General features: G+C 64.8%; 20 protein-coding genes and 1 tRNA gene. 13 read left to right on the top strand and 8 right to left on the bottom strand.

The window, feature by feature from the left end:
- Positions 1-124: 124 nt before the first annotated feature.
- Positions 125-607, bottom strand: coding sequence for a bacterioferritin (gene bfr, locus CDQ92_RS15820; RefSeq protein ID WP_088442457.1), 483 nt, complete (start codon positions 605-607; stop codon positions 125-127).
- 99 nt (positions 608-706) lie between these two features.
- Positions 707-880, bottom strand: a complete 174-nt coding sequence (locus CDQ92_RS15815) for a (2Fe-2S)-binding protein (protein WP_088442455.1) — start codon at positions 878-880, stop codon at positions 707-709.
- 193 nt (positions 881-1,073) lie between these two features.
- Between CDQ92_RS15815 and purS the strand changes: the two genes are divergently transcribed.
- Both purS and purQ read left to right on the top strand, forming a co-directional pair.
- Positions 1,074-1,304: a phosphoribosylformylglycinamidine synthase subunit PurS gene (purS, locus tag CDQ92_RS15810; RefSeq protein WP_088442453.1), complete on the top strand. Its 231-nt coding sequence runs from the start codon at positions 1,074-1,076 to the stop codon at positions 1,302-1,304.
- A 14-nt stretch (positions 1,305-1,318) separates the two neighbouring features.
- On the top strand, positions 1,319-1,984 hold the full coding sequence (gene purQ / locus CDQ92_RS15805; RefSeq protein ID WP_088442451.1) for a phosphoribosylformylglycinamidine synthase subunit PurQ: 666 nt from the start codon (positions 1,319-1,321) through the stop codon (positions 1,982-1,984).
- Here the strand turns inward: purQ and CDQ92_RS15800 are convergent.
- Positions 1,946-2,335, bottom strand: coding sequence for a hypothetical protein (locus CDQ92_RS15800; RefSeq protein ID WP_088442449.1), 390 nt, complete (start codon positions 2,333-2,335; stop codon positions 1,946-1,948). The two genes, purQ and CDQ92_RS15800, sit on opposite strands and share 39 nt — an antisense overlap.
- 3 nt (positions 2,336-2,338) lie before the next feature.
- Positions 2,339-3,127 carry a queuosine precursor transporter gene (locus CDQ92_RS15795; protein ID WP_088442447.1) on the bottom strand — a complete coding sequence of 263 codons (789 nt, stop codon included), beginning with the start codon at positions 3,125-3,127 and terminating at the stop codon, positions 2,339-2,341.
- 59 nt (positions 3,128-3,186) lie between these two features.
- On the opposite strand from CDQ92_RS15795, the gene CDQ92_RS15790 reads away from it, so the two are divergent.
- Positions 3,187-3,263, top strand: a tRNA-Arg gene (locus CDQ92_RS15790).
- 47 nt (positions 3,264-3,310) lie between these two features.
- Positions 3,311-5,584 (top strand): FdhF/YdeP family oxidoreductase, encoded by a 2,274-nt coding sequence (locus tag CDQ92_RS15785; protein ID WP_088442445.1) that lies wholly within the window; start codon positions 3,311-3,313, stop codon positions 5,582-5,584.
- Here the strand turns inward: CDQ92_RS15785 and mobA are convergent.
- Both mobA and fdhD read right to left on the bottom strand, forming a co-directional pair.
- A complete protein-coding gene (gene mobA / locus CDQ92_RS15780; RefSeq protein WP_088442443.1) occupies positions 5,581-6,099 on the bottom strand; it encodes a molybdenum cofactor guanylyltransferase in 519 nt (172 codons plus the stop codon). The two genes, CDQ92_RS15785 and mobA, sit on opposite strands and share 4 nt — an antisense overlap.
- Positions 6,096-6,899 (bottom strand): formate dehydrogenase accessory sulfurtransferase FdhD, encoded by an 804-nt coding sequence (gene fdhD, locus CDQ92_RS15775; protein WP_088442441.1) that lies wholly within the window; start codon positions 6,897-6,899, stop codon positions 6,096-6,098. The genes mobA and fdhD overlap by 4 nt, the downstream gene beginning before the upstream one ends.
- An 82-nt stretch (positions 6,900-6,981) precedes the next feature.
- Between fdhD and CDQ92_RS15770 the strand changes: the two genes are divergently transcribed.
- Positions 6,982-7,644 carry an MOSC domain-containing protein gene (locus tag CDQ92_RS15770; RefSeq protein ID WP_088442439.1) on the top strand — a complete coding sequence of 221 codons (663 nt, stop codon included), beginning with the start codon at positions 6,982-6,984 and terminating at the stop codon, positions 7,642-7,644.
- Here the strand turns inward: CDQ92_RS15770 and CDQ92_RS15765 are convergent.
- Positions 7,641-8,546, bottom strand: a complete 906-nt coding sequence (locus CDQ92_RS15765) for an AraC family transcriptional regulator (RefSeq protein ID WP_088442437.1) — start codon at positions 8,544-8,546, stop codon at positions 7,641-7,643. The genes CDQ92_RS15770 and CDQ92_RS15765 overlap by 4 nt on opposite strands.
- A 99-nt stretch (positions 8,547-8,645) precedes the next feature.
- On the opposite strand from CDQ92_RS15765, the gene CDQ92_RS15760 reads away from it, so the two are divergent.
- Positions 8,646-9,389 (top strand): SDR family oxidoreductase, encoded by a 744-nt coding sequence (locus tag CDQ92_RS15760; protein ID WP_088442435.1) that lies wholly within the window; start codon positions 8,646-8,648, stop codon positions 9,387-9,389.
- Here CDQ92_RS15760 and glpD read toward each other — a convergent pair.
- Positions 9,373-10,887: a glycerol-3-phosphate dehydrogenase gene (glpD, locus tag CDQ92_RS15755; protein WP_088442433.1), complete on the bottom strand. Its 1,515-nt coding sequence runs from the start codon at positions 10,885-10,887 to the stop codon at positions 9,373-9,375. The genes CDQ92_RS15760 and glpD overlap by 17 nt on opposite strands.
- Before the next feature lie 160 nt (positions 10,888-11,047).
- Between glpD and CDQ92_RS21845 the strand changes: the two genes are divergently transcribed.
- From CDQ92_RS21845 to CDQ92_RS15730, 7 genes are all read left to right on the top strand, one after another.
- The gene (locus CDQ92_RS21845; RefSeq protein WP_268239163.1) at positions 11,048-11,173 is read left to right on the top strand and encodes a hypothetical protein; all 126 of its coding nucleotides are present in this window, start codon (positions 11,048-11,050) and stop codon (positions 11,171-11,173) included.
- A gap of 13 nt (positions 11,174-11,186) precedes the next feature.
- The gene (locus CDQ92_RS21840) at positions 11,187-11,318 is read left to right on the top strand and encodes a hypothetical protein (protein WP_268239164.1); all 132 of its coding nucleotides are present in this window, start codon (positions 11,187-11,189) and stop codon (positions 11,316-11,318) included.
- A 163-nt stretch (positions 11,319-11,481) separates the two neighbouring features.
- Positions 11,482-12,885 (top strand): glucose-6-phosphate dehydrogenase, encoded by a 1,404-nt coding sequence (zwf, locus tag CDQ92_RS15750; protein WP_229667455.1) that lies wholly within the window; start codon positions 11,482-11,484, stop codon positions 12,883-12,885.
- Between the two features lie 204 nt (positions 12,886-13,089).
- Entirely contained in the window at positions 13,090-14,931 is a 1,842-nt protein-coding gene (gene edd / locus CDQ92_RS15745; RefSeq protein WP_088442431.1) for a phosphogluconate dehydratase, read from the top strand.
- On the top strand, positions 14,928-15,548 hold the full coding sequence (gene eda / locus CDQ92_RS15740; RefSeq protein ID WP_088442430.1) for a bifunctional 4-hydroxy-2-oxoglutarate aldolase/2-dehydro-3-deoxy-phosphogluconate aldolase: 621 nt from the start codon (positions 14,928-14,930) through the stop codon (positions 15,546-15,548). The genes edd and eda overlap by 4 nt, the downstream gene beginning before the upstream one ends.
- An 89-nt stretch (positions 15,549-15,637) precedes the next feature.
- The gene (locus CDQ92_RS15735) at positions 15,638-17,224 is read left to right on the top strand and encodes an HAD-IB family hydrolase (RefSeq protein ID WP_229667437.1); all 1,587 of its coding nucleotides are present in this window, start codon (positions 15,638-15,640) and stop codon (positions 17,222-17,224) included.
- A gap of 112 nt (positions 17,225-17,336) precedes the next feature.
- Positions 17,337-19,682 (top strand): glycerol-3-phosphate 1-O-acyltransferase, encoded by a 2,346-nt coding sequence (locus tag CDQ92_RS15730; RefSeq protein ID WP_088442428.1) that lies wholly within the window; start codon positions 17,337-17,339, stop codon positions 19,680-19,682.
- Positions 19,683-19,700: the final 18 nt, after the last annotated feature.

Raw genomic sequence — 19,700 nt, 5'->3', positions numbered from 1 at the left:
GAAAGCGCCTCTGAAATCCGTGGTTTTTTCGTCGCCCCGCGCAGGCGGCGGTCGCTAGAAGCTTCGACCCGCAACGTTGCATAACCCGACCGCGGCCCCCGCCTGCGCAGGGCGACGATGACCCTCAATCGTCCCCAGCGGGTTTCGACTGCAACTGGATATAATTCTCAATCCCCATCCTTTCGATCATCTCGAACTGCTTTTCCAGCTCGTCGACATGATGTTCTTCGCTTTCGAGGATCGACCCGAACAGGTCGCGGCTGACATAATCGCGCACGCTCTCGCTATGCGCCATCGCGTCCTTGAGCAGCGGAATCGCCTCTTCCTCCAGCGCCAGGTCGGCCTTGAGGATCTCTTCGACCGACTCCCCGACGCGCAGGCGGCCCAGCATCTGGAAATTCGGCAGGCCGCCCAGGAACAGGATACGGTCCGCCAACTGGTCGGCGTGTTTCATTTCGTCGATCGACTCTTCGCGCTCGAACTTGGCGAGCCGCGCGACGCCCCAATTGTCGAGCATGCGATAGTGCAGCCAGTACTGGTTGATCGCGGTCAACTCGTTCTTGAGCGCCTCGTTCAGAAAATCGATGACCTTTTCGTCGCCCTTCATGCTGTCGTCCTGTCATTTTGTCTTGGAATGGGATGGGCGCATTATACGCCGCCCGGCCCCATCACGCCAAGGTCAAAAATGGCGGAAAACCAAGAAAAATCAGGCGGTCGCGGCGACGTCGCTGATGATATTGCGAGCGAAAGGCAGGCACTGCCCGCACTTGGGTTTGCGACCCAATTGCGCATAGGCCGCCTTGGCGCAGCGCAACTGGCCGGTCCGCGCGACATCGCGCAGCTGGCTTTCCCTTATTGCGTTGCAGACACAGACGACCATGTGCGAATCCTTCTCAACAAGTATGTTGTAGGGATAGTGCGAGCGATTCGCAACAGTTAAGATGCGACTGTTTCGCAATCCGAACAGCGGCAATTTTCGCCGTTCCGGCCTCCCGCCGCCCCTTGCCCCCGATGTGATTCGCGGGCATAGGCGCGCCCATCCTCCCGCACCCCGCTTACAAAGGTCGACGCCCATGAAAGTGAATGTCTATGTGACACTCAAGCCTGGGGTTCTCGACCCGCAGGGCAAGGCGATCCACCATGCGCTCGAAGGGTTGGGCTTTGGCGGCGTCGCCGATGTGCGCGCGGGACGCTTTATCGAACTCGACGTCGTCGACGGGACAAGTGATGCGGACCTCGAGGCGATGTGCGCCAAGCTGCTCGCCAACACGGTGATCGAAAACTACCGCATCGAACGCCCGTAGCAGGAGCCATTGCCATGAAGACCGCCGTCATCGTCTTTCCCGGCTCCAATTGTGATCGCGACATGGCGGTCGCGCTCGAGCAGGTCACCGGCCGTACCCCTGCGATGGTGTGGCACCGCGACACCGACCTGCCCGACGGCACAGATTTCATCGCGCTGCCCGGGGGTTTCTCTTATGGCGATTATCTGCGCTCGGGCGCGATGGCCGCACGCTCACCGATCCTGCGCGCGGTCGCCGATGCCGCGGGCCGCGGCGTCCCGGTGCTCGGGGTGTGCAACGGTTTCCAGGTGCTCACCGAGGCCCAGCTGCTTCCCGGCGCCTTGATGCGCAATGCCGGCCTCAACTTCGTGTGCCGCACCGTGCCGCTGAAGGTCGAGAACAGCCAGTCGTTGTTCACCGCCAGCTATAGTGCGGGCGAGACGATCAACATCCCAGTCGCGCATCATGACGGCAATTATTTCGCCGACACGGCGACGCTCGACCGGGTCGAGGGCGAGGGCCGCGTTGCCTTCCGCTACGCCGACAGCGTCAACGGCTCGGCGCGCGCCATCGCGGGAGTGCTCAACGACGCCGGCAATGTGCTGGGCATGATGCCGCACCCCGAACGCGCGATCGATCGCGCGCATGGCGGCACCGACGGGCTACGCCTGTTCGAAGCGGCGCTCGGCGCCCTCGCCTGACATCTCGCTCATAACCGCGTCATTTGCTTGCGGTTGCAGCCAGCGCCCAATGAGCAACAGCACCGTCGGCCAGAACATCGTGTTCCAGATGTCGTGCCAATGCGCCGCGTCGGGCTGGATTGTCGCGTCACCCATTTCGCGCGTCATGTCGAGCCATTCGCCCCCGACGGCCATGGCCAGAACTGTCAGCCATGCGACCACCCAGCCACCACGCCACCGCCAGAACAGGCGAATGAGCAGAAATAGCGCCAGTCCGAAATAGATGTGCAGCGCGTCTTTATCGAGTCCGCTCAACTCGACCAACGAGGCCTTCCGTTCGCCGAACAGCGAGGCGATTTCGATGAGTGTCATGGATCAAACCTTGGCAGCGAATGGCGTAAAATCGGTGCCTTCGTCGAACACATCGACACCTTCGCGGCATTTCAACGCCCCCACTACGACATAAGTTGCCGGGGTCAGTGCCGCCTCCCAAGCGACCTTCAGCGCCCAGTTCGTCGTCATCACCAGCACCACCTGTTCGGTTTCCCAGATGCCGAGGAAGGCGATGGGGTAAAAGATCAGGCTGTCGATCCCTTGCCCGATGATCGTCGATCCGATCGTGCGCATCCACAGGAATCGCCCGCCGGTTGCGACCTTCATCCGCGCCAGGACATAGCTGTTGACGAACTCCCCCGCCCAGAAGGCGGCGATCGAGGCAAGCACGATCCGCCACGCGCTGCCGAACACGCTGTCATAGGTCGCCTGACACACCGCGCCGCTGCCGCTGGCCTCGCCCGATTTCAGCGACAGGCTTTCGGAGCCGCTGCACCACCAATCCTGCGCCGGCGGCATCGCCAGCACGACCCAGCTCATCACCGCCATGAAGATCAGTGCGCCAAACCCGGCCCAGATCACCCTCCGCGCGCGCGCATAGCCATAGACTTCGGTCAGCACGTCACCGATCACATAGCTGACCGGGAAAAACAGGATGCCCGCGCCAAAGGTCAGCGTTCCGACCGTCGATAGCTTCGACGCGCCGATGATGTTCGACAGCAGCAGCACGGCGACGAAGGCGGCCATGACGAGGTCATAGTAACGAAAATGCCGGACCGCCGACGCGCTGACAGGCTGCGGTTTTGCGATCGGGGCAGAAGATTCGGTCATCGGCACGCTGCTTAACGTGCTTTGCACCCCACGCAAACCACGCTATTCGCGCGAGCCAAGCGCCCGTAGCTCAGCTGGATAGAGCACCCGCCTTCTAAGCGGGTGGTCGCAGGTTCGAATCCTGCCGGGCGCGCCAACATCTAGCCGGTTGGCGTGCGGGCGCCACTGTGGTTTAATTCGCCGATGAGCGCCGACGCACCCCGCTACCGAATCTACACCAGCCCCGCGGGCGGCTGGGGAGCTGCTGCTGCCACGGCGAAGGTATTGATGGAACAGAGCGTGGTGACCAAGGGATCGCGCGCGTTGCTGGCGATGAACCAGCCCGGCGGGTTCAAATGCCCGAGCTGCGCCTTCCCCGACGCGACCTGTACCAAAAAGCTCGAATTCTGCGAAAATGGCGCGAAGGCGCTGGCGCATGAAGCGACGAAGTTTCGCGTCACGCGCGAATTTTTCGCCGAGCACAGCGTGTCCGAATTGATGGGGCAATCCGACTATTGGCTCGAAATGCAGGGGCGGCTGACCGAGCCAATGCGCTATGACCCCGCCTCCGACCATTATGTGCCGGTCAGCTGGGACGATGCCTTTGCGCTGATCGGCCGTCATCTGCACGCGCTGGACAGCCCGCACCACGCCGAATTCTACACGTCGGGCCGCACCGCGAACGAGACGGCATTCCTCTATTCGATCTTCGTGCGCGAGTATGGCACGAACAATTTCCCCGATTGTTCGAACATGTGCCACGAACCAACGAGCCGCGGCCTGCCGCCGTCGATCGGCATCGGCAAGGGAACCGTCGTCCTCGATGATTTCGAGCATGCCGAAGCGATTTTTCTGATCGGCCACAATGCCGGGACCAATGCGCCGCGAATGATGACCCCTCTGGTCGAGGCACGCAAGCGCGGGGCGCCGATCGTCGCGGTCAACCCGATGCCCGAACGCGCGCTGGTCCGCTTCACCGAACCGCAGGACATCGTCCAGATGGCGACCTTCGGATCGACCGAGGTGACCAGCGAGTTTGTCCATATCAAGATCGGCGGCGACTTGGCGCTAATCAAGGGCATGATGAAGGTCATGTTCGAACGCGACGCGGCGGGCGAGGCGGTGTTCGACCAAGGCTTTATTTCCGAACACACCGAGGGCTTTGCCGCGCTTCGGGCCGACATCGCCGCGCAGGACTGGCCCGCGATCGTCGCGGCGTCGGGGCTGGACGAGGCCCAGATCCGCCGCTGCGCCGACATCTACATCCGCTCGAACGCGACGATCATCTGCTACGGCATGGGTGTCACCCAGCATCAGCAGGGATCGCAGTTGGTCCAGCAGATCGCCAATCTGCTGCTCCTCAAGGGCAATTTCGGCAAGCCCGGAGCGGGGATTTCGCCGATTCGTGGGCATTCGAACGTGCAGGGGGATCGCACCGTCGGGATCGATGAAAGGCCGAGCCAAGCCTATCTCGACAAAGTGCGCGAGGTGTTCGGCTTCGAACCGCCGCGCGACCACGGCCATCACACCGTTGAATCGATCGAGGCGATGCTGAACGGCAGCGCGAAGGTTTTCATCGGGCTCGGCGGCAATTTTGTCCGCGCGGTCCCCGATACCGATCGGTCCTATGATGCGATGCGCCAGCTTGACCTGACCGTCGGCATTGCGACCAAGCTCAACCGCGGCCACCTCGTCCACGGCAAGGACGCGCTGATTCTGCCCGTCATCGCGCGCTCCGAACGGATCGAAACCGCGGCAGGCGAGCAATTCGTCACCATCGAGGATTCGATGTCGAACGTCACCGCCTCGCGCGGCGTCCTCGACCCGCCAAGCGAGCATCTGCTGACCGAGACCGAAATCGTCTGCCGCATGGCGTTGGCGACCTTGCCCAACAGCAAGATCGATTGGGCCAGCTACATCGACGATTACAGCCTGATCCGCGACAAGATCGCCGCGGTCTATCCCTCGATTTACGAGGGATTTTCCGAACGGATCAAGGCGCCGCTCGGCTTCCACCTCGACATCCCGCCGCGCCGCCGCGCGTGGGCGACCCCGAACGGCAAGGCCAATTTCTTGGTCCTGCCTGGCCTCGCGGTCAACGCGCCGGTCGATGACCCGAGCATGCTGCGGCTCGCCACGGTGCGCTCGCACGACCAGTTCAACACCACGATCTACAGCTACAACGACCGCTATCGCGGCGTGTACAACGACCGCATGGTGCTGTTCATGAACGCCGACGACATCGCCGATCGCGGGCTGGAGACGGGCGCCAAGGTCGCGCTCGAAACGATCATCGACGACGGCGTCGTCCGCCGCGTCGAGGGGCTGACGATCATCGACTATCCGATGTCGCGCGGCTCGGTCGCGGGCTATTATCCCGAACTCAACCCGCTGCTGCCGCTTGGCCACTACGACAAGACCAGCGGCTGTCCGGCGGCCAAGGCGATCCCAGTGCGCGTCGCGCCGATGGCGGCTTAGCCCGGATCGCCCGCCAGCCGCGCCAGATCTTCCGCGCTGTTGATATTGGTCAGCGCAAAATCCACCGCGACGCCGCGCGCGCCGACCCGCCGGGCAAACGCGCGCACGGCGTGATCGTCTTCGCCGGTCAACATCGCCTGCAATGTGTCCAGTGCCGCGACCGACCACAGCCCGACCACCGGCTGGGAGTTGAGGAACGCCGATGCCGGTTCCAGCCGCGCGCGAAGATCGGCGGGCAGGCGCACACAATCGACGGGCGCCGTCAGCACTTGCCCAAAGCCGTTCGCGGCGGCGTGGCGCAGCGCGCCCGCGACGGCGCCGAGCGGTCCCATGTCGGGCCGCGGCCAGTCGGCGATCCCCCCCTCGCGGCCGACAATCACCACCGCGTCGCAATGCGGGCGCAGCGCCGCCAGCGCATGATTGAGCAGCGTCTGCCCGTCCAGCATCGCGACCGCCTTGTCCGACCCGAAGCGGCGCGACTGTCCGCCCGCGAGCATCGCGCCCAGCGTCTTCACGCGATCATCCCCTGCGCATCGTTGATGACCAGCGCGGAGTCGGCGCGCGCCAGTGCGACCAGCGTTAGTCCCGCTTGCACCGCGCGCTCCGCGGCGAGGCTCGTCGGCGCTGAAATGGTGACCAGCATCGGGCATCCGGCGCGCACCGTCTTTTCGACCAGCTCATAACTGCACCGCGCCGACAGCAGGATGAACCCGGTCGCCGGGTCGGTCCCCGCGCGCGCCAGCGCTCCGATCAGCTTGTCGAGCGCATTGTGCCGCCCGACATCCTCGCGCGCATACAGGATTTTGCCTGTCGGCGTGCAAAAGGCAGCGGCATGGACCGCGCCGGTGGCTTGGCCCAGCGGCTGATGATCGCGCAGCGCGGCCAGCGCCGCGGCAATCGCGGCGCGGTCGGTCGTTATCTGCGCGGTCAGCGGGGGGAGGGGGCGCAAGACCTGCTCGATATTCTCGATCCCGCACAGCCCGCAGCTGCTCTCGCTCACCCGCTGGCGCGCGCGCTCCAGCGCCATCGCCTTGCGTTCGGCCGGTACCCAGAGGCGCAGCGCCCAGCCGCCCTCCACCGCGTGAAGGTCGATGCGCTCGATCTGATCAGCCGCCTCGACCAGCCCTTCGCTCAGCGCGAACCCCAGCGCATAATCCTCCAGATCGGCCGGGGTCGCCATCATCACTGCATAACCGATGCCGCCAACTTCGATCGACACCGGCGCCTCGATAGGCAAACTGCGGACCAGCGCGGCGTCGCCAGGTTCGGCAAGGCCCAATTGTTGGACGGACAGGTCAATCATCGCGTCGTTCATGCCGGCACCCTAGCGCATCGCTGCCCGCTTGTCCCCGCCGGGACGATTGCCATTTCCCACGTGCGGCTTATCAATCACCGCCATGCAAACCGAAATTCTTGCCGTCCTTTGTGGACAGGTGCGCCCGTTCCGCGGCGATGACGAACCCAGCGCGATCGGCAAGCTGCCAGTGGTGCATGCGGTCGCGGTCGGGCCGCTGGGATTGGCCGGCGACGAGCAGGCCGATCGCACCGTCCACGGCGGCATCGACAAGGCAGTCCATCATTATCCCGCAGATCACTATGATTGGTGGCGGGGGCTTCTGGGGAACCCACCGCTGCTCGATAACCCCGGCGCGTTCGGCGAGAATATCTCGACAATCGGCCTCGACGAAACCAACGTCTGCCTCGGCGACCGCTTCCGCCTCGGCTCTGCGCTGGTTGAGGTCAGCCAGGCGCGCCAGCCCTGCTGGAAACTCGACCATCATTTCGGCACCAAGGGCGTGATGGCGCAGGTGGTGCAAACACGGCGGACCGGCTGGTATTACCGCGTTCTCGAGCCGGGGCAGGTGCGCGCGCACGACCTGCTCGAACTGGTGGAACGTCCTTATCCCGACTGGTCGCTGGCGTCTTTGTTCGGCCTGCTGGTCGGCGGCGAAGCAAAGGATCGCCCCGCCGACCTCCGCGCGCTGCGCGATGTCCCGGTGCTCGCCGAAACATGGAAAATCCGCCGCGCCAAGCTCGTCGAACAATATGGCGCCGATTAGGCGGCGCTGGCCGCCAGCGCATAGCGTTTCGGTGGCACTCCGACATAGCGGGAAAAGGCGGTGCTGAACGCGCTAGCCGACCCGTAGCCGACACGGTCGGCGATCTCGGCCAGTCCGCCCGCTTTGCGGCGCAGCAAATCTTTGGCGATGGTCATACGCCAGCCGTGCAGATATTCCATCGGCGGCACCCCGACGGTGCGCGAAAAACGATCGAAAAACGCCGAACGCGACAGCGCCGCTTCTTTGGCCAGTTCGGCAACGGTCCAGGGATGGGCCGGCGCGCCATGGATCAGCCGGATCGCCGCCGCCAGCCGCGGATCGCCGAGGCCGCGGAGCATTCCTGGCCGCGCGTCGCCACCCTCGATCGAGCGGAGCGCCTCGACGATCAGCACCTCGACGAGCCGTGACAGGATCAGATCGCACCCTGGCCGCGCATCGCCCGCTTCTTCGCGCACCAGCCGGACGATCGTCGGCAGTCTTTCGTCACCGCGCAAATGGATAAGCGCGGGAAGCTGCGCCACCAGCAGCGCCGCGTCGGGCGACTCGAAGACGAAATAGCCGCCGAGCATCCGGACCTCGGCGTCGCCCTCCTGCCGGCCGTGGCGCACCTCTTGTGCAACGCCGGCCGTGTCGTGCGGATCGATGAAGACGGGCTCGGCGGGTTCGAAGCCCGACATGGAGAAACCGGGGGTCGCGGGCAGGAAAACGAAATCGCCCGCTTCCAGCGTCACCGCCGCCGCGCCATCGACCGCCAGTTGGCAACGCCCCTCGATCACCGTGCAGAACCCCGGATGGCCGAAATCACCATAGCGCGCCGCCCACGCCCCCGCACCGCTGATCCCTTTGGCAAAGACAGTGCGCGGGCGAAGCAGCGCGATGAGATCTGACAGCGGATCGAGCATATCTGGACGATCTGTAATAAAATTAGGATTTATGATTATATATCGTCCGACATTCTATGGCTAGACGCTTTCCACCCACTTCAAAAAAGGAAAGCGTCCTTGAAAACCATCCTCATCACCGGCTGCTCGTCGGGCTACGGTTTTGAAACCGCGCGGCATTTTTACGCGCAGGGCTGGGCCGTCGTCGCGACGATGCGCAAACCGCGCCCGGACCTGTTCCCCGCCTCCGACCGGCTGCGCGTCGTCGCGCTCGACGTCACCGACGCCGACAGCATCGCGCTGGCGCTCGAACTGGCGGGGCCGATCGACGTGCTCGTCAACAATGCTGGCATCGGCCTGTTCGGCGCGCTCGAGCATTCACCGATGCAGAGGATCCGCGACGTCTATGCCACCAACACGCTCGGCACGATCGCCATGGCGCAGGCGGTGATCCCGCAGTTTCGCGAACGCGGCGCGGGCCTCATCGTCAACGTCACCTCGACGGCGACGCTCGCCTCCTTCCCACTCGCCGCCGCCTATACCGGCAGCAAGGCCGCGATCCAGGGCTTCACTGGCAGCCTTGCCCACGAACTCGCGCCGCTCGGCATCGCGGTGAAGCTGATCGAGCCCGGCTATGGCCCGACGACCGCCTTTGCGCAAAACGCCGACGTCGAACTCGCCGACGTGTTGCCAGAACCCTATTGGTCCTATGCCGAGCCGATCCTCATGGCGATGGCCAAACCCGCATTATTCACGACCGAAGCCGATGTCGCGCGGGCGGTCTGGCAAGCGGTGCATGACAATACCGGGCGGGCGCATTTCCCCGCGGGCGCCGACGCCGAAGCGATTATGCGGCAGGCATGACGACCTTCGCGTCGAGCCACGCCGCGAGCTTCGCGACATCGTCCTCGCTGAAATGCAGCCCCAGCTTGCTGCGCCGCCACAATATGTCGTCGGTCGTCTGCGCCCATTCATGATCGATCAGCCACGCTGCCTCGGCCACGCTCAGCCCGTGCGCAATCTCGCCGCCCAGCGCGTCCCAGTCGTCGGCATCGCCCAGCCAGCGCCGCGCGTCGGTACCATAGGCCTTGACGATCCGATCGACCGTCGCGGCGGTCAGGAAAGGATGCGCAAGCTTGATCTCGGCCTTCAGCGCCGCCGCGCCGCTGGTCGGAAAATCACCCCCCGGCAGCGCCGCTTTGCCGGTCCAGCGCTTCCCCGCCATCGCTGGCACATGGCCCGCCAGTTCATCGACCGCGGCCTCGGCAACATGGCGATAGCTGGTGATCTTGCCGCCATAGATGGTGAGCAGTGGCGCGCCCTCTTCCATGTCAAGGTCGATCCGGTAACCGCGCGTCGCCGCTTCGGGTCGCCCCGATCCGTCCTCGATCAGTGGCCGCACCCCCGAATAGGTCCACACGACATCGGCGGGGGTGATCGGTTCGCGGAAATATAGGCTGGCGCCTTCGCACAGATAGGCGATTTCGTCCGCGCTCGCCCGCGCCGCGCTGGCGGGGCCGTCATGATCGACGTCGGTGGTGCCGATCAGCGTGAAGTCGCGCTCATAGGGAATGGCGAAAAAGATCCGCCCGTCGGGGAGCTGGAAGAAATAGGCATAGTCATGCTGGAACAACCGCCGCACCACGATATGCGATCCGCGCACCAGCCGCATCTTGTGTTCTGGTTCGGCATCGGCGCGCTTGAGCAGGTCGAGCACCGCTGGCCCGGCGGCATTGACAATCGCGCGCCCGGTGAAACGATAGCGATGCCCATTGTCGCAGCTTGCCTCGACCACCCACAGCCCGTCTTCGCAGCGCAGTGTGTCGGCGGGGGTGCGGGTGCGCACCTTCGCGCCATGCGCGGCGGCATCTCGCGCGTTGAGCAGCACCAGCCGTGCATCGTCGACCCAACCATCCGAATATTCAAAGCCATGCGTATATTGCGGCTGCAACGGTTCTCCCGCGACATGACGGCGCAGGTCGATCGAGCGCGTCGCGGGCAGTTTCTTGCGCCCGCCAATATGGTCATAGAGGAACAGCCCGAGCCGCAACAGCCAGCGCGGGCGCAGCCCCGGCCGGTGCGGCAAGACGAAGCGCAGCGGCCAGATGATATGCGGCGCGATGCCCCACAAAGTCTCGCGCTCCTTCAGCGCCTCGCGCACCAGGCCGAATTCATAATGCTCGAGGTAGCGCAGCCCGCCATGGATCAGCTTGGTCGAGGCCGACGACGTCCCCTGCGCCAAGTCGCCCGCTTCGAGCAGCAACACCCGCGCCCCGCGCCCCGCGGCGTCGCGCGCGACCCCGGCGCCATTGACGCCGCCTCCGATTACAATGACGTCATAGGGCTGGGCGCTGCCGGGCATGACGACCTCCCTAAGGCAGGTGCGTCGGGGCGGTCAATGCAGGTGACCATCGGCAATGGTGGAGCGCAGCGCGGTCGGTTGCGAAGGTCGTCACAGGTTTGGGCAAGGGGAAGAGAACATGCAGCGTTGGTCGAGACGATGGCATAAGTGCGCAACGGATATGGTCGGACTGTTAGCCGCAGTCGTCACCCCGCCCGCTGCGGCGCAGCTGGCGATGCTCGGTGCCGCGACGCTGGAGGAATATATCGACCGGGGGCAGTTTGCCGCTGGCGCCGTTTGCGAGTGAACTCGGCGCGCCGATGGTGACGATCTCCGTCGTCAACGCCGACAATAACCAGCATGGCGAGAATGAGAATGTCGACCCGGCGTTCCTGGCCAAAGGCACAACCAACATCCGCGCAATCATGGAGGATGATTTTTCGGATCGGTGAGCCCGGGTTACATGCCGGTCCGATTTGGAGCGGCCTACGTATGCGCGTTGCATTCGCGCCGCGGCTCCGCCATTTCCCTTCATGGATATCCAAGGGGATTGGCGTGAGCGTGAAAGTCGAGACATTGGTGCTGTTCGGCGCGACGGGCGACCTCGCGCAGCGGATGCTCTTTCCCTCGCTCTACAATTTGCATCTTGACGGGCTGCTCGCCGACGCGCTGACGATCCTCGGATCGGGGCGCTCGAAGATGGACCGTGCCGCCTTTCACGCGCAGGTCCGCGCAGCGCTGACCGAGCATCTGCCCGCCGACCGTATCGAAGATGCCGGTGTCGCGGCCTTTCTGGACCGCATCGACTATTGCGCGATCGATGCGGGGGCGGGGACGGGCTACGACGAATTGGCGACGCTGCTCGGCGACCGGATGCAGCGCCCGATCGGTGTCTATCTATCGACTCCGCCGTCGATGTTCGGACCGATCGCACAGGGGCTGAAAGCAGCGGGCATCGCCTGCGCCGAATGCCGGATCGCGATGGAAAAGCCGATCGGCCACGATCTCGCCTCGTCACGCGACGTGAACGCGCAGGTCGGCGATGCCTTTGCCGAGGACCATGTGTTCCGCATCGACCATTATCTTGGCAAGGAAACCGTCCAGAACCTGCTCGCGCTGCGCTTTGCCAATATGTTGTTCGAGCCGCTATGGAACGCACAGGCGATCGACCATGTCCAGATCACCGTCGCCGAAACGGTCGGGTTGGAGGGCCGCGTCTCCTATTACGACGGGGTCGGCGCGCTGAAGGACATGGTGCAGAACCATATGCTCCAGCTGCTCGCAATCATCGCGATGGAGCCGCCCGCCAGCGTCAGCGCCACCGCGGTGCGCGACGAAAAGGTCAAGCTGCTCCGCTCGCTGCGCAAGATGAGCGCCGAGGATGTGAAGGCGCATAGCGTCAAAGGGCAGTATAGCAGCGGTGCGGTCAATGGCGGCGCGGTCGCCGGTTATGCCGACGAGCTTGGCCAGCCGTCGAACACCGAAACCTTTGTCGCGATCAAGGCGTTCATTGACAATTGGCGCTGGAAGGGCGTGCCCTTTTACCTGCGCACGGGCAAACGCATGCCCGAACGCAAGTCGGAGGTGCTGATCCAGTTCAAGCCCGTGCCGCACAATATCTTCGCGCGCGTCGGCGCAGGCAAGCTCGACGCCAATATGATGATTATCAACCTGCAACCCGAGGAGAATATCCGGGTCAAGGTGATGGCGAAACAGCCCGGGCTCGACCGCGACGGCGTGAAGCTGAAAGAAGTGACGATGGACGTCTCGCTCTCGCACAGCTTTGCCGGCGAGCGGCGGCGGATCGCATACGAACGCCTGCTGCTCGATTTCATCGAGGGCGACCAGACGTTGTTCGTGCGCCGCGATGAAGTGGAAGCGCAGTGGCAATGGATCGATTCGATCCGCGACGCCTGGGCCGCGGTCGACATGGCGCCGCAGACCTACACGGCAGGCAGCTGGGGTCCGTCGAGCGCGATCGCACTGATCGAACGCGATGGGGCAAGCTGGCATGATTGAGCAGACAAACCCCCTCTCCCCTTACGGGAGAGGGTTGCGCAAACTTGGCATCTTGCTGCCTAATCGAAACTGGGTGAGGGGTTGCGGTCCGCACGACCGCACGAGCCTCTGGCTCGCGACCCCTCATCCAACTCCGCCTAAGCGCTTCGCGCCAAGGCTTCGTATCTTTCTCCCGCAAGGAGAGAAGGGATTAGGTTTGATCGCATGACCATCCTCCACCCAACCATCGCCGCGGTCACCGACCGCATCGTCGCCCGCAGCGCCCAGCGCCGCGCCGCCTATCTCGACCTCATAGAGCGCCAGCGCGAAGCCGGCACCAACCGCGGCAACCTATCCTGCGGCAACCTCGCGCACGGCTTTGCCGCCGCGGGTGACGACAAACCCGCGATCCGCACCGGCGGCGCGATGAATATCGGCATCGTCACCAGCTACAACGATATGCTCTCGGCGCATCAGCCCTATGGCCGCTACCCCGAACAGATCAAACTCTTCGCCCGCGAAGTCGGTGCCACCGCGCAGGTCGCGGGCGGGGTTCCCGCGATGTGCGACGGGGTGACGCAGGGGCAGGCGGGCATGGACCTATCGCTGTTCAGCCGCGACAATATCGCGCAGGGCACCGTGATCGCGCTCAGCCATGCGATGTTCGAGAGCGCCTTGCTGCTCGGCATCTGCGACAAGATCGTCCCCGGCCTGCTGATCGGCGCGTTGCGCTTTGGCCATCTGCCGCAAATCCTGATCCCCGCCGGGCCGATGCCCTCAGGCCTCGCCAACAAGGAAAAGCAGCGCGTCCGCCAGCTTTATGCCGAGGGCAAGGCGACGCGCGACGAACTGCTCGACGCCGAAGCGGCCTCCTATCATGGCGCGGGCACCTGCACCTTCTATGGCACGGCAAATTCGAACCAGATGATGATGGAACTGATGGGGCTGCACATCCCCGGCAGCGCGTTCACCAACCCCGGCACCAAGTTACGCCAGGAACTGACCCGCGCCGCGACGCACCGTGTGGCCGAAATCGGCTGGGACGGCGACGACTACCGCCCGCTGGCGCGCTGCGTCGATGAAAAAGCGATCGTTAACGCCGCGATCGGCCTGCTCGCGACCGGCGGCTCGACCAACCACGCGATCCATCTCCCAGCCATCGCCCGCGCCGCGGGGATCATCATCGACTGGCAGGACTTCGACGAGCTGAGCCACGCCGTGCCGCTGCTCGCGCGCGTCTATCCGAACGGCGCGGGCGACGTGAATAATTTCCACGCCGCGGGCGGCATAGGCTATGTCGTGCGCGAATTGCTGGCGGCCGGACTGCTGCACGGAGATGTGCTCACCGTCGGCGGCACCATGACCGATTATGCGAGCGAGCCGGTGCTCGTCGAGGACGCGCTCCACTGGCAGGCCGCCCCCCCGACAAGCCGCGACGACACGATGCTGCGCCCCGTTACCGCGCCCTTCTCACCCGACGGCGGCATGCGCCTGCTCGCGGGCAATTTGGGCCGCGCGATCATCAAGACCAGCGCGGTCGCCGAAGATCGCTGGACGATTGAGGCGCCGTGCCGCATTTTCGACAATCAGGACGCGGTGCTCGCGGCATTCAAGGCAGGCGAACTCGAACAGGACATCATCGTCGTCGTCCGCTTCCAGGGTCCGCGCGCCAACGGCATGCCCGAACTGCACAAGCTCACCCCCGCACTCGGCGTGCTGCAGGACCGCGGTTTCCGCGTCGCGCTGCTCACCGACGGCCGCATGTCGGGCGCCAGCGGCAAGGTGCCCGCGGCGATCCACCTGTCGCCCGAAGCCTTGCCCGGCGCCGACGGCGTCAGCGGTCCGCTGGCCCTCCTCAACGACGGCGACATGGTCCGCGTCTGTGCGAAGCAAGGCGAGGTGCTCGCGCTCGTCGATCCCGCGGTTTGGGCCGCGCGCTCGCCCGCCGTCGCCCCGCCGCCTGCGCTCGGCGTAGGTCGTGAGCTATTCGCCCTGTTCCGCCACCACGCCGACGAAGCCGAGAAGGGCGGGTCGGCCGTTCTTGCTGCTATGGAGTCCGTCATTTGAGCCAGTCCATCGACCAGATCATGCGCCTCGCTCCCGTCATCCCGGTGATCGTCATCGACCGGGTCGAGGATGCGGTGCCAATGGCCGAGGCGCTCGTCGCGGGCGGGCTAACCGTACTTGAAGTCACGCTGCGCACCCCCGCGGCGCTCGACGCGATCACCGCGATGAAGTCGGTCAAGGGCGCGGTCGTCGGCGCGGGGACCGTGCTCGACCCCGCGATGCTGGCGGGCGCGATCCATGCGGGCGCCGAGTTCATCGTCTCGCCCGGCCTGACCGACAATCTCGGCAAAGCGGCGGTCGCGAGCGGCATTCCCTTTCTGCCCGGCACCGCCAACGCCGGCGACATCATGCGCGGCATGGACCTCGGCCTCGATCGCTTCAAATTTTTCCCCGCGGCGACCAGCGGCGGCATCCCGGCGCTGAAGGCGCTCGCCGGTCCCTTCGGGCAGGCGCGTTTCTGCCCCACTGGCGGCATCAGCCTCGCAACCGCACCCGACTGGCTCACGCTCGAAGCGGTGCTGTGTGTCGGCGGCAGCTGGGTCGTGCCGTCAGGGCGGCTCGACCCGGCGCGGATCGAGACACTGGCAAGGGAAGCGGCCGCACTTTCGTGCCATTGATTAACCCCATCTTACCTGTCATCGTGCAGGGATAAGGCGGCAAACAAGCCGTTGGTGGGGAGATGCGCGTGCCAAGGCCGCAGCCACATTTGGAAGAAGTCCTCGCGTCCAAACCCGGATCGCATATCGCCGCGCTGTTCGATTTCGACGGCACCATCATCTCGGGCTACTCCGCCACCGCGATGCTGCGCGAGAAATTCCAGCGCCGCGAAATGTCGATGGAAGAAATTGCCGAGACCGCGCAGGTCATCGCGCAGCACAGCCTCGGTACCATCGGCTTTTCCGGCCTGATGTCGGGCGCCGCGAAATTCATGAAGGGCGTCGACGAACAAAGCTTCATCGAATTCGGCGAAGAGCTCTACAAAAAGCATATCGCCCGCAAGATTTACCCCGAAACCCGCGCGATCATCGAGGCGCATCAGGCGAAGGGGCACCGCGTCGCGATCATCTCGTCGGCGACGATCTATCAGATCGAACCGACCGCGCGCGACCTCGGCATCTCCGACATCAAATGCTCGGCCTATGAGATTGAGGATGGCGTTTTTACCGGCGACATCATCCGCCCGCTCTGCTTCGGTGAGGGCAAGGTGCTCGCCGCTGAGGAACTGGCCGCCGAATATGGCCTCGACCTCGACAAGAGCTTTTTCTACTCGGACAGCGACGACGATATCGAACTGCTCGAACGCGTCGGCAAACCGCGCCCGCTCAACCCGAATTTGAAACTCAAAGCGATCGCCGAGGAAAATGGCTGGCCGGTTCAACGCTTTGGCAGCCGCGGCACCCCGAGCTGGGTCGATTACACCCGCACCATCTACGCCACCGGCTCGCTCGTCGGCGCCTTTGCCGCGGGCTTGCCGATCTGGGCGCTCACCCGCTCGCAGCGCGAGGCGGCGAATTTCTCGATCGGGCTGTTCGGCGATTTCGCGACCGCGATCACCGGGGTCGAATTGGAGGTCGAGGACGAGAAGCATCTATGGTCCTCGCGCCCCTGCGTCTTCATCTTCAACCACCAGAGCAAGGCTGATGTGATGATCCTCGCCAAGCTCATCCGCCGCGACATGGGCGGGGTGGGTAAGAAAGAGATCAAGAATATTCCCATCCTCGGCAAGCTGATGGAATGGGGCGGCACCGTCTTCGTCGACCGCGCCGACGGCAAGAGCGCGATCAAGGCAATGGAGCCGCTGGTCGATGCGATCAAGATCGAGGGCAAGTCGATCTGCATCTCGCCCGAAGGCACGCGAAGCCTGACCCCGAAGCTCGAGCCGTTCAAAAAGGGCGCCTTCCATCTGGCGATGCAGGCAGGGGTGCCGATCGTCCCGATCGTGATCCATAATGCGACCGATGTCGCGCCGAAGAACGAGTTCGTGATGCGCCCTGCGACGGTGCGCGTCACCGTTCTGCCTCCGGTCGATACGTCGAAGTGGACCCCGCGAACGATCAACAGCCACGTCCGCGACGTCCGCAACATGTTCCTGCGCACCCTCGGCCAGCCCGAGGAAAGCGTCGCGGAGTCGGTGGCGAAGGAACCTGCGCCGGAGGTTGCTTCTCCCGAGGTTAACACCGAAAAGGCTAAGCCCAAGAAGTCGGCGGCGAAGAAGCCCGCAGCGAAGAACAAGGTGCCCGCGACAAAGATGGCCACCAAGAAGTCCTCCCCGCGAAAGGGAAGGGCGGCCTAGCGCATGTCCCACATCGTCATTGCGAGCGTAGCGAAGCAATCCAAGACGGGCTACGTCACGCTGAATTGCCGCGTCGCTACGCTCCTCGCAATGACGGAGGGATTTTAGCGACATGGCCGACGGCACGCCCCGCACCCCCATCATAACGGAGGACGCGGCCGACCGGCTCTATATCATCGACGCGCGCAACGGGGTCGAACGCCAGCTCTTGCTCGATTGGGTCCATGCGACCGCTGGCGACAACGATCCCCAATGGGCCAGCCTCGCGATCGAGGATGACGACCACGCCCTGCCGCTCGAATCCCTCCGCGCCCGGCTCGATGGGCAACCGTCGCGGCAGGTGGTGCCGCTGCGCGTCGCGTGGCGCATCCCGGGGTTCGAGCGCGACCGCGCACTCAAATTCCGCCACATATTGTTCGGCGACCCGCGCCATCCCGGCTCGTTGCGCGCTCGACTGATCCTGCTCCGCGACCGCCGCCGCGCGCAGATTCTGGTCGGCGAGGCGGCGACGCTCGCCGCCTTGCGCGACCGGTTCGCGGCGCAAACCGGCGGCGGCGATGCGGCTGGCCCCGATGGTGCCGAGTTCGCCGGCTTCGTCGCGCGGCAGGCCGGGCTTGCGCTCGATGTCGCCGAACGCGGCATCCGCGGGACCCGCTACAAGGTGCCGCGCTTCGTCGCCGACGGCCTGCGCACCAGCCCCAAATTCCGTGCGGCGCTCGCCGAATTGTCCGAGGCAACGGGGCGCCCGGTCGCCGAACTGTTTCGCGAAGCCCGCCCGCTAATGAAAGAGGTCATTGCGCGGCCCAGCGCGCTGTTCCTCGACCTCCGCGCCCGCCTCGACCGCATGATGTTCGGTGGCTACGCGCCCGAGATGGAGGTCGACGCCGCCGAACTCGCCCGGCTGCGCGCCATCCTGCGCGAACATCCGACCGCGATCCTCTTCACCCACAAAACCTATATCGACGGCGCCACCCCCAGCCGCCTTACCTATGAGAACGACATGCCGATGCTGCACAGCTTCGGCGGCGCCAATCTCGACTTCGCGGTGATGGGCGAATTTTTCCGCCGCTCGGGGATGATCTTCATCCGCCGCAGCTTTCAGGATCAGCCGGTCTATAAACTCGTGCTGCGCCATTATATCGCCTGGCTGCTTGCCAAGCGCTTCCCGCTGAGCTGGGCGTTTGAGGGCACCCGCTCGCGGCTCGGCAAGCTGATGCCGCCCAAATATGGCCTGATGAAATATGTCCTCGACGCCGCCCACGCGACGGGCACGCGCGGCGTCCATTTCGTCCCCTTCGTCACCAGTTTCGACCTGATCCGCGACGTCGAAGAATATGCCGCCGAACAGACCGGGCGCAGCAAAAAGCCCGAGAGCCTGTCGTGGTTCATCGGCTATATGAAGAGCCTGAAGGAACCCTCGGGGCGCATCCGGCTCGACATCGGCAACCCGGTGGTGATCGACACCGCGCCGGGCGCCGACGACAAGCGTGCGCTGGAAAAGATCGCCTTTGCCGTCGCTGTCGAGGCGAACCGCGTCACCCCGCTCACCGTCACCTCGGTAATGTGCCTGATCCTGATCGGCATGGCGCCGCGCGGCGCGACCTCGGCCGAACTGCTCGGGGCGATCGGCGCGGTGACCGATTGGGCGCGGGCGCGCGGCATCCGGATCAGCAGCGAACTGGGTAGCGGTGACGACGCGGCGCTTTCGGCCACCGTCGACACGCTCGTCACCAGCGGACTGCTCACCCGTTACGAAGCGGGCAGCGAAAATGTCTATTCGATCGACCCCGCCAAACATCCGATGGCGAGCTATTATCGCAACATCATCGCGCATCATTTCCTCGACCGCGCCATGATAGAACTGGCGCTGTTCGAACTGCGCGACGCCGACAGCGGCGATGCGACCGCAGCGTTCTGGGACAAGATCGATCGCCTCCGCGACCTGTTCAAATTCGAATTCTTCTATCCGCCGCGCGACGAGCATATGGCCGCATTGCGCGCCGAGCTCGACCGCATCGATCCGGTGTGGGACCGCCGCCTCGCCAGCGGCGACCGCGGCATCGCGCAGCTGCTGCGCCGTTGCCAGCCCGTCGTCGGCCATGCGATCCTGCTGCCCTTTGCCGAGGCCTATTCGGTCGTCGCCGGCCTGCTCGCTCGCGCAAAGCCGGGTGACGCGGTCGATGAAAAGGCCTTGCTCGACGCCGCGCTGACCGAGGGCAAACAGGCCTATCTGCTCCGCCGGATCAGCAGCGAGGCCGCGATCGGCAAATTGCTGTTCTCCAACGGCTTGTCGCTGATGCGCCACATGGGGTTCGCCGAGGAAGCGACCCCTGACTTCCTTACCTCGCGCCGCGCGCTGCTGGCGGAACTGCGCGGGCTGGCGAACGTGATGGAAACCATGCGGCTGTCGACCGTCGCGCTGGCGGATCGGTTGCCGGGGGTGGGAGATCAGCAATGACTTGCTCTCTTGCGTCAT

This window comes from Sphingopyxis bauzanensis (assembly GCF_002205675.1).
Lineage (GTDB): Bacteria > Pseudomonadota > Alphaproteobacteria > Sphingomonadales > Sphingomonadaceae > Sphingopyxis > Sphingopyxis bauzanensis.
Note: the sequence above shows the minus strand (reverse complement) of the source record. Positions and strands in the feature narration are given on the sequence as shown.

What these genes read in the sequence shown, in the direction of transcription:
- bfr (WP_088442457.1), bottom strand. Translation starts at nt 607, where the DNA reads ATGAAGGGCGACGAAAAGGTCATCGATTTTCTGAACGAGGCGCTCAAG.
- CDQ92_RS15815 (WP_088442455.1), bottom strand. Translation starts at nt 880, where the DNA reads ATGGTCGTCTGTGTCTGCAACGCAATAAGGGAAAGCCAGCTGCGCGAT.
- purS (WP_088442453.1), top strand. Translation starts at nt 1,074, where the DNA reads ATGAAAGTGAATGTCTATGTGACACTCAAGCCTGGGGTTCTCGACCCG.
- purQ (WP_088442451.1), top strand. Translation starts at nt 1,319, where the DNA reads ATGAAGACCGCCGTCATCGTCTTTCCCGGCTCCAATTGTGATCGCGAC.
- CDQ92_RS15800 (WP_088442449.1), bottom strand. Translation starts at nt 2,335, where the DNA reads ATGACACTCATCGAAATCGCCTCGCTGTTCGGCGAACGGAAGGCCTCG.
- CDQ92_RS15795 (WP_088442447.1), bottom strand. Translation starts at nt 3,127, where the DNA reads ATGACCGAATCTTCTGCCCCGATCGCAAAACCGCAGCCTGTCAGCGCG.
- CDQ92_RS15785 (WP_088442445.1), top strand. Translation starts at nt 3,311, where the DNA reads ATGAGCGCCGACGCACCCCGCTACCGAATCTACACCAGCCCCGCGGGC.
- fdhD (WP_088442441.1), bottom strand. Translation starts at nt 6,899, where the DNA reads ATGAACGACGCGATGATTGACCTGTCCGTCCAACAATTGGGCCTTGCC.
- CDQ92_RS15770 (WP_088442439.1), top strand. Translation starts at nt 6,982, where the DNA reads ATGCAAACCGAAATTCTTGCCGTCCTTTGTGGACAGGTGCGCCCGTTC.
- CDQ92_RS15765 (WP_088442437.1), bottom strand. Translation starts at nt 8,546, where the DNA reads ATGCTCGATCCGCTGTCAGATCTCATCGCGCTGCTTCGCCCGCGCACT.
- glpD (WP_088442433.1), bottom strand. Translation starts at nt 10,887, where the DNA reads ATGCCCGGCAGCGCCCAGCCCTATGACGTCATTGTAATCGGAGGCGGC.
- CDQ92_RS21845 (WP_268239163.1), top strand. Translation starts at nt 11,048, where the DNA reads ATGGTCGGACTGTTAGCCGCAGTCGTCACCCCGCCCGCTGCGGCGCAG.
- CDQ92_RS21840 (WP_268239164.1), top strand. Translation starts at nt 11,187, where the DNA reads ATGGTGACGATCTCCGTCGTCAACGCCGACAATAACCAGCATGGCGAG.
- zwf (WP_229667455.1), top strand. Translation starts at nt 11,482, where the DNA reads ATGCTCTTTCCCTCGCTCTACAATTTGCATCTTGACGGGCTGCTCGCC.
- edd (WP_088442431.1), top strand. Translation starts at nt 13,090, where the DNA reads ATGACCATCCTCCACCCAACCATCGCCGCGGTCACCGACCGCATCGTC.
- CDQ92_RS15730 (WP_088442428.1), top strand. Translation starts at nt 17,337, where the DNA reads ATGGCCGACGGCACGCCCCGCACCCCCATCATAACGGAGGACGCGGCC.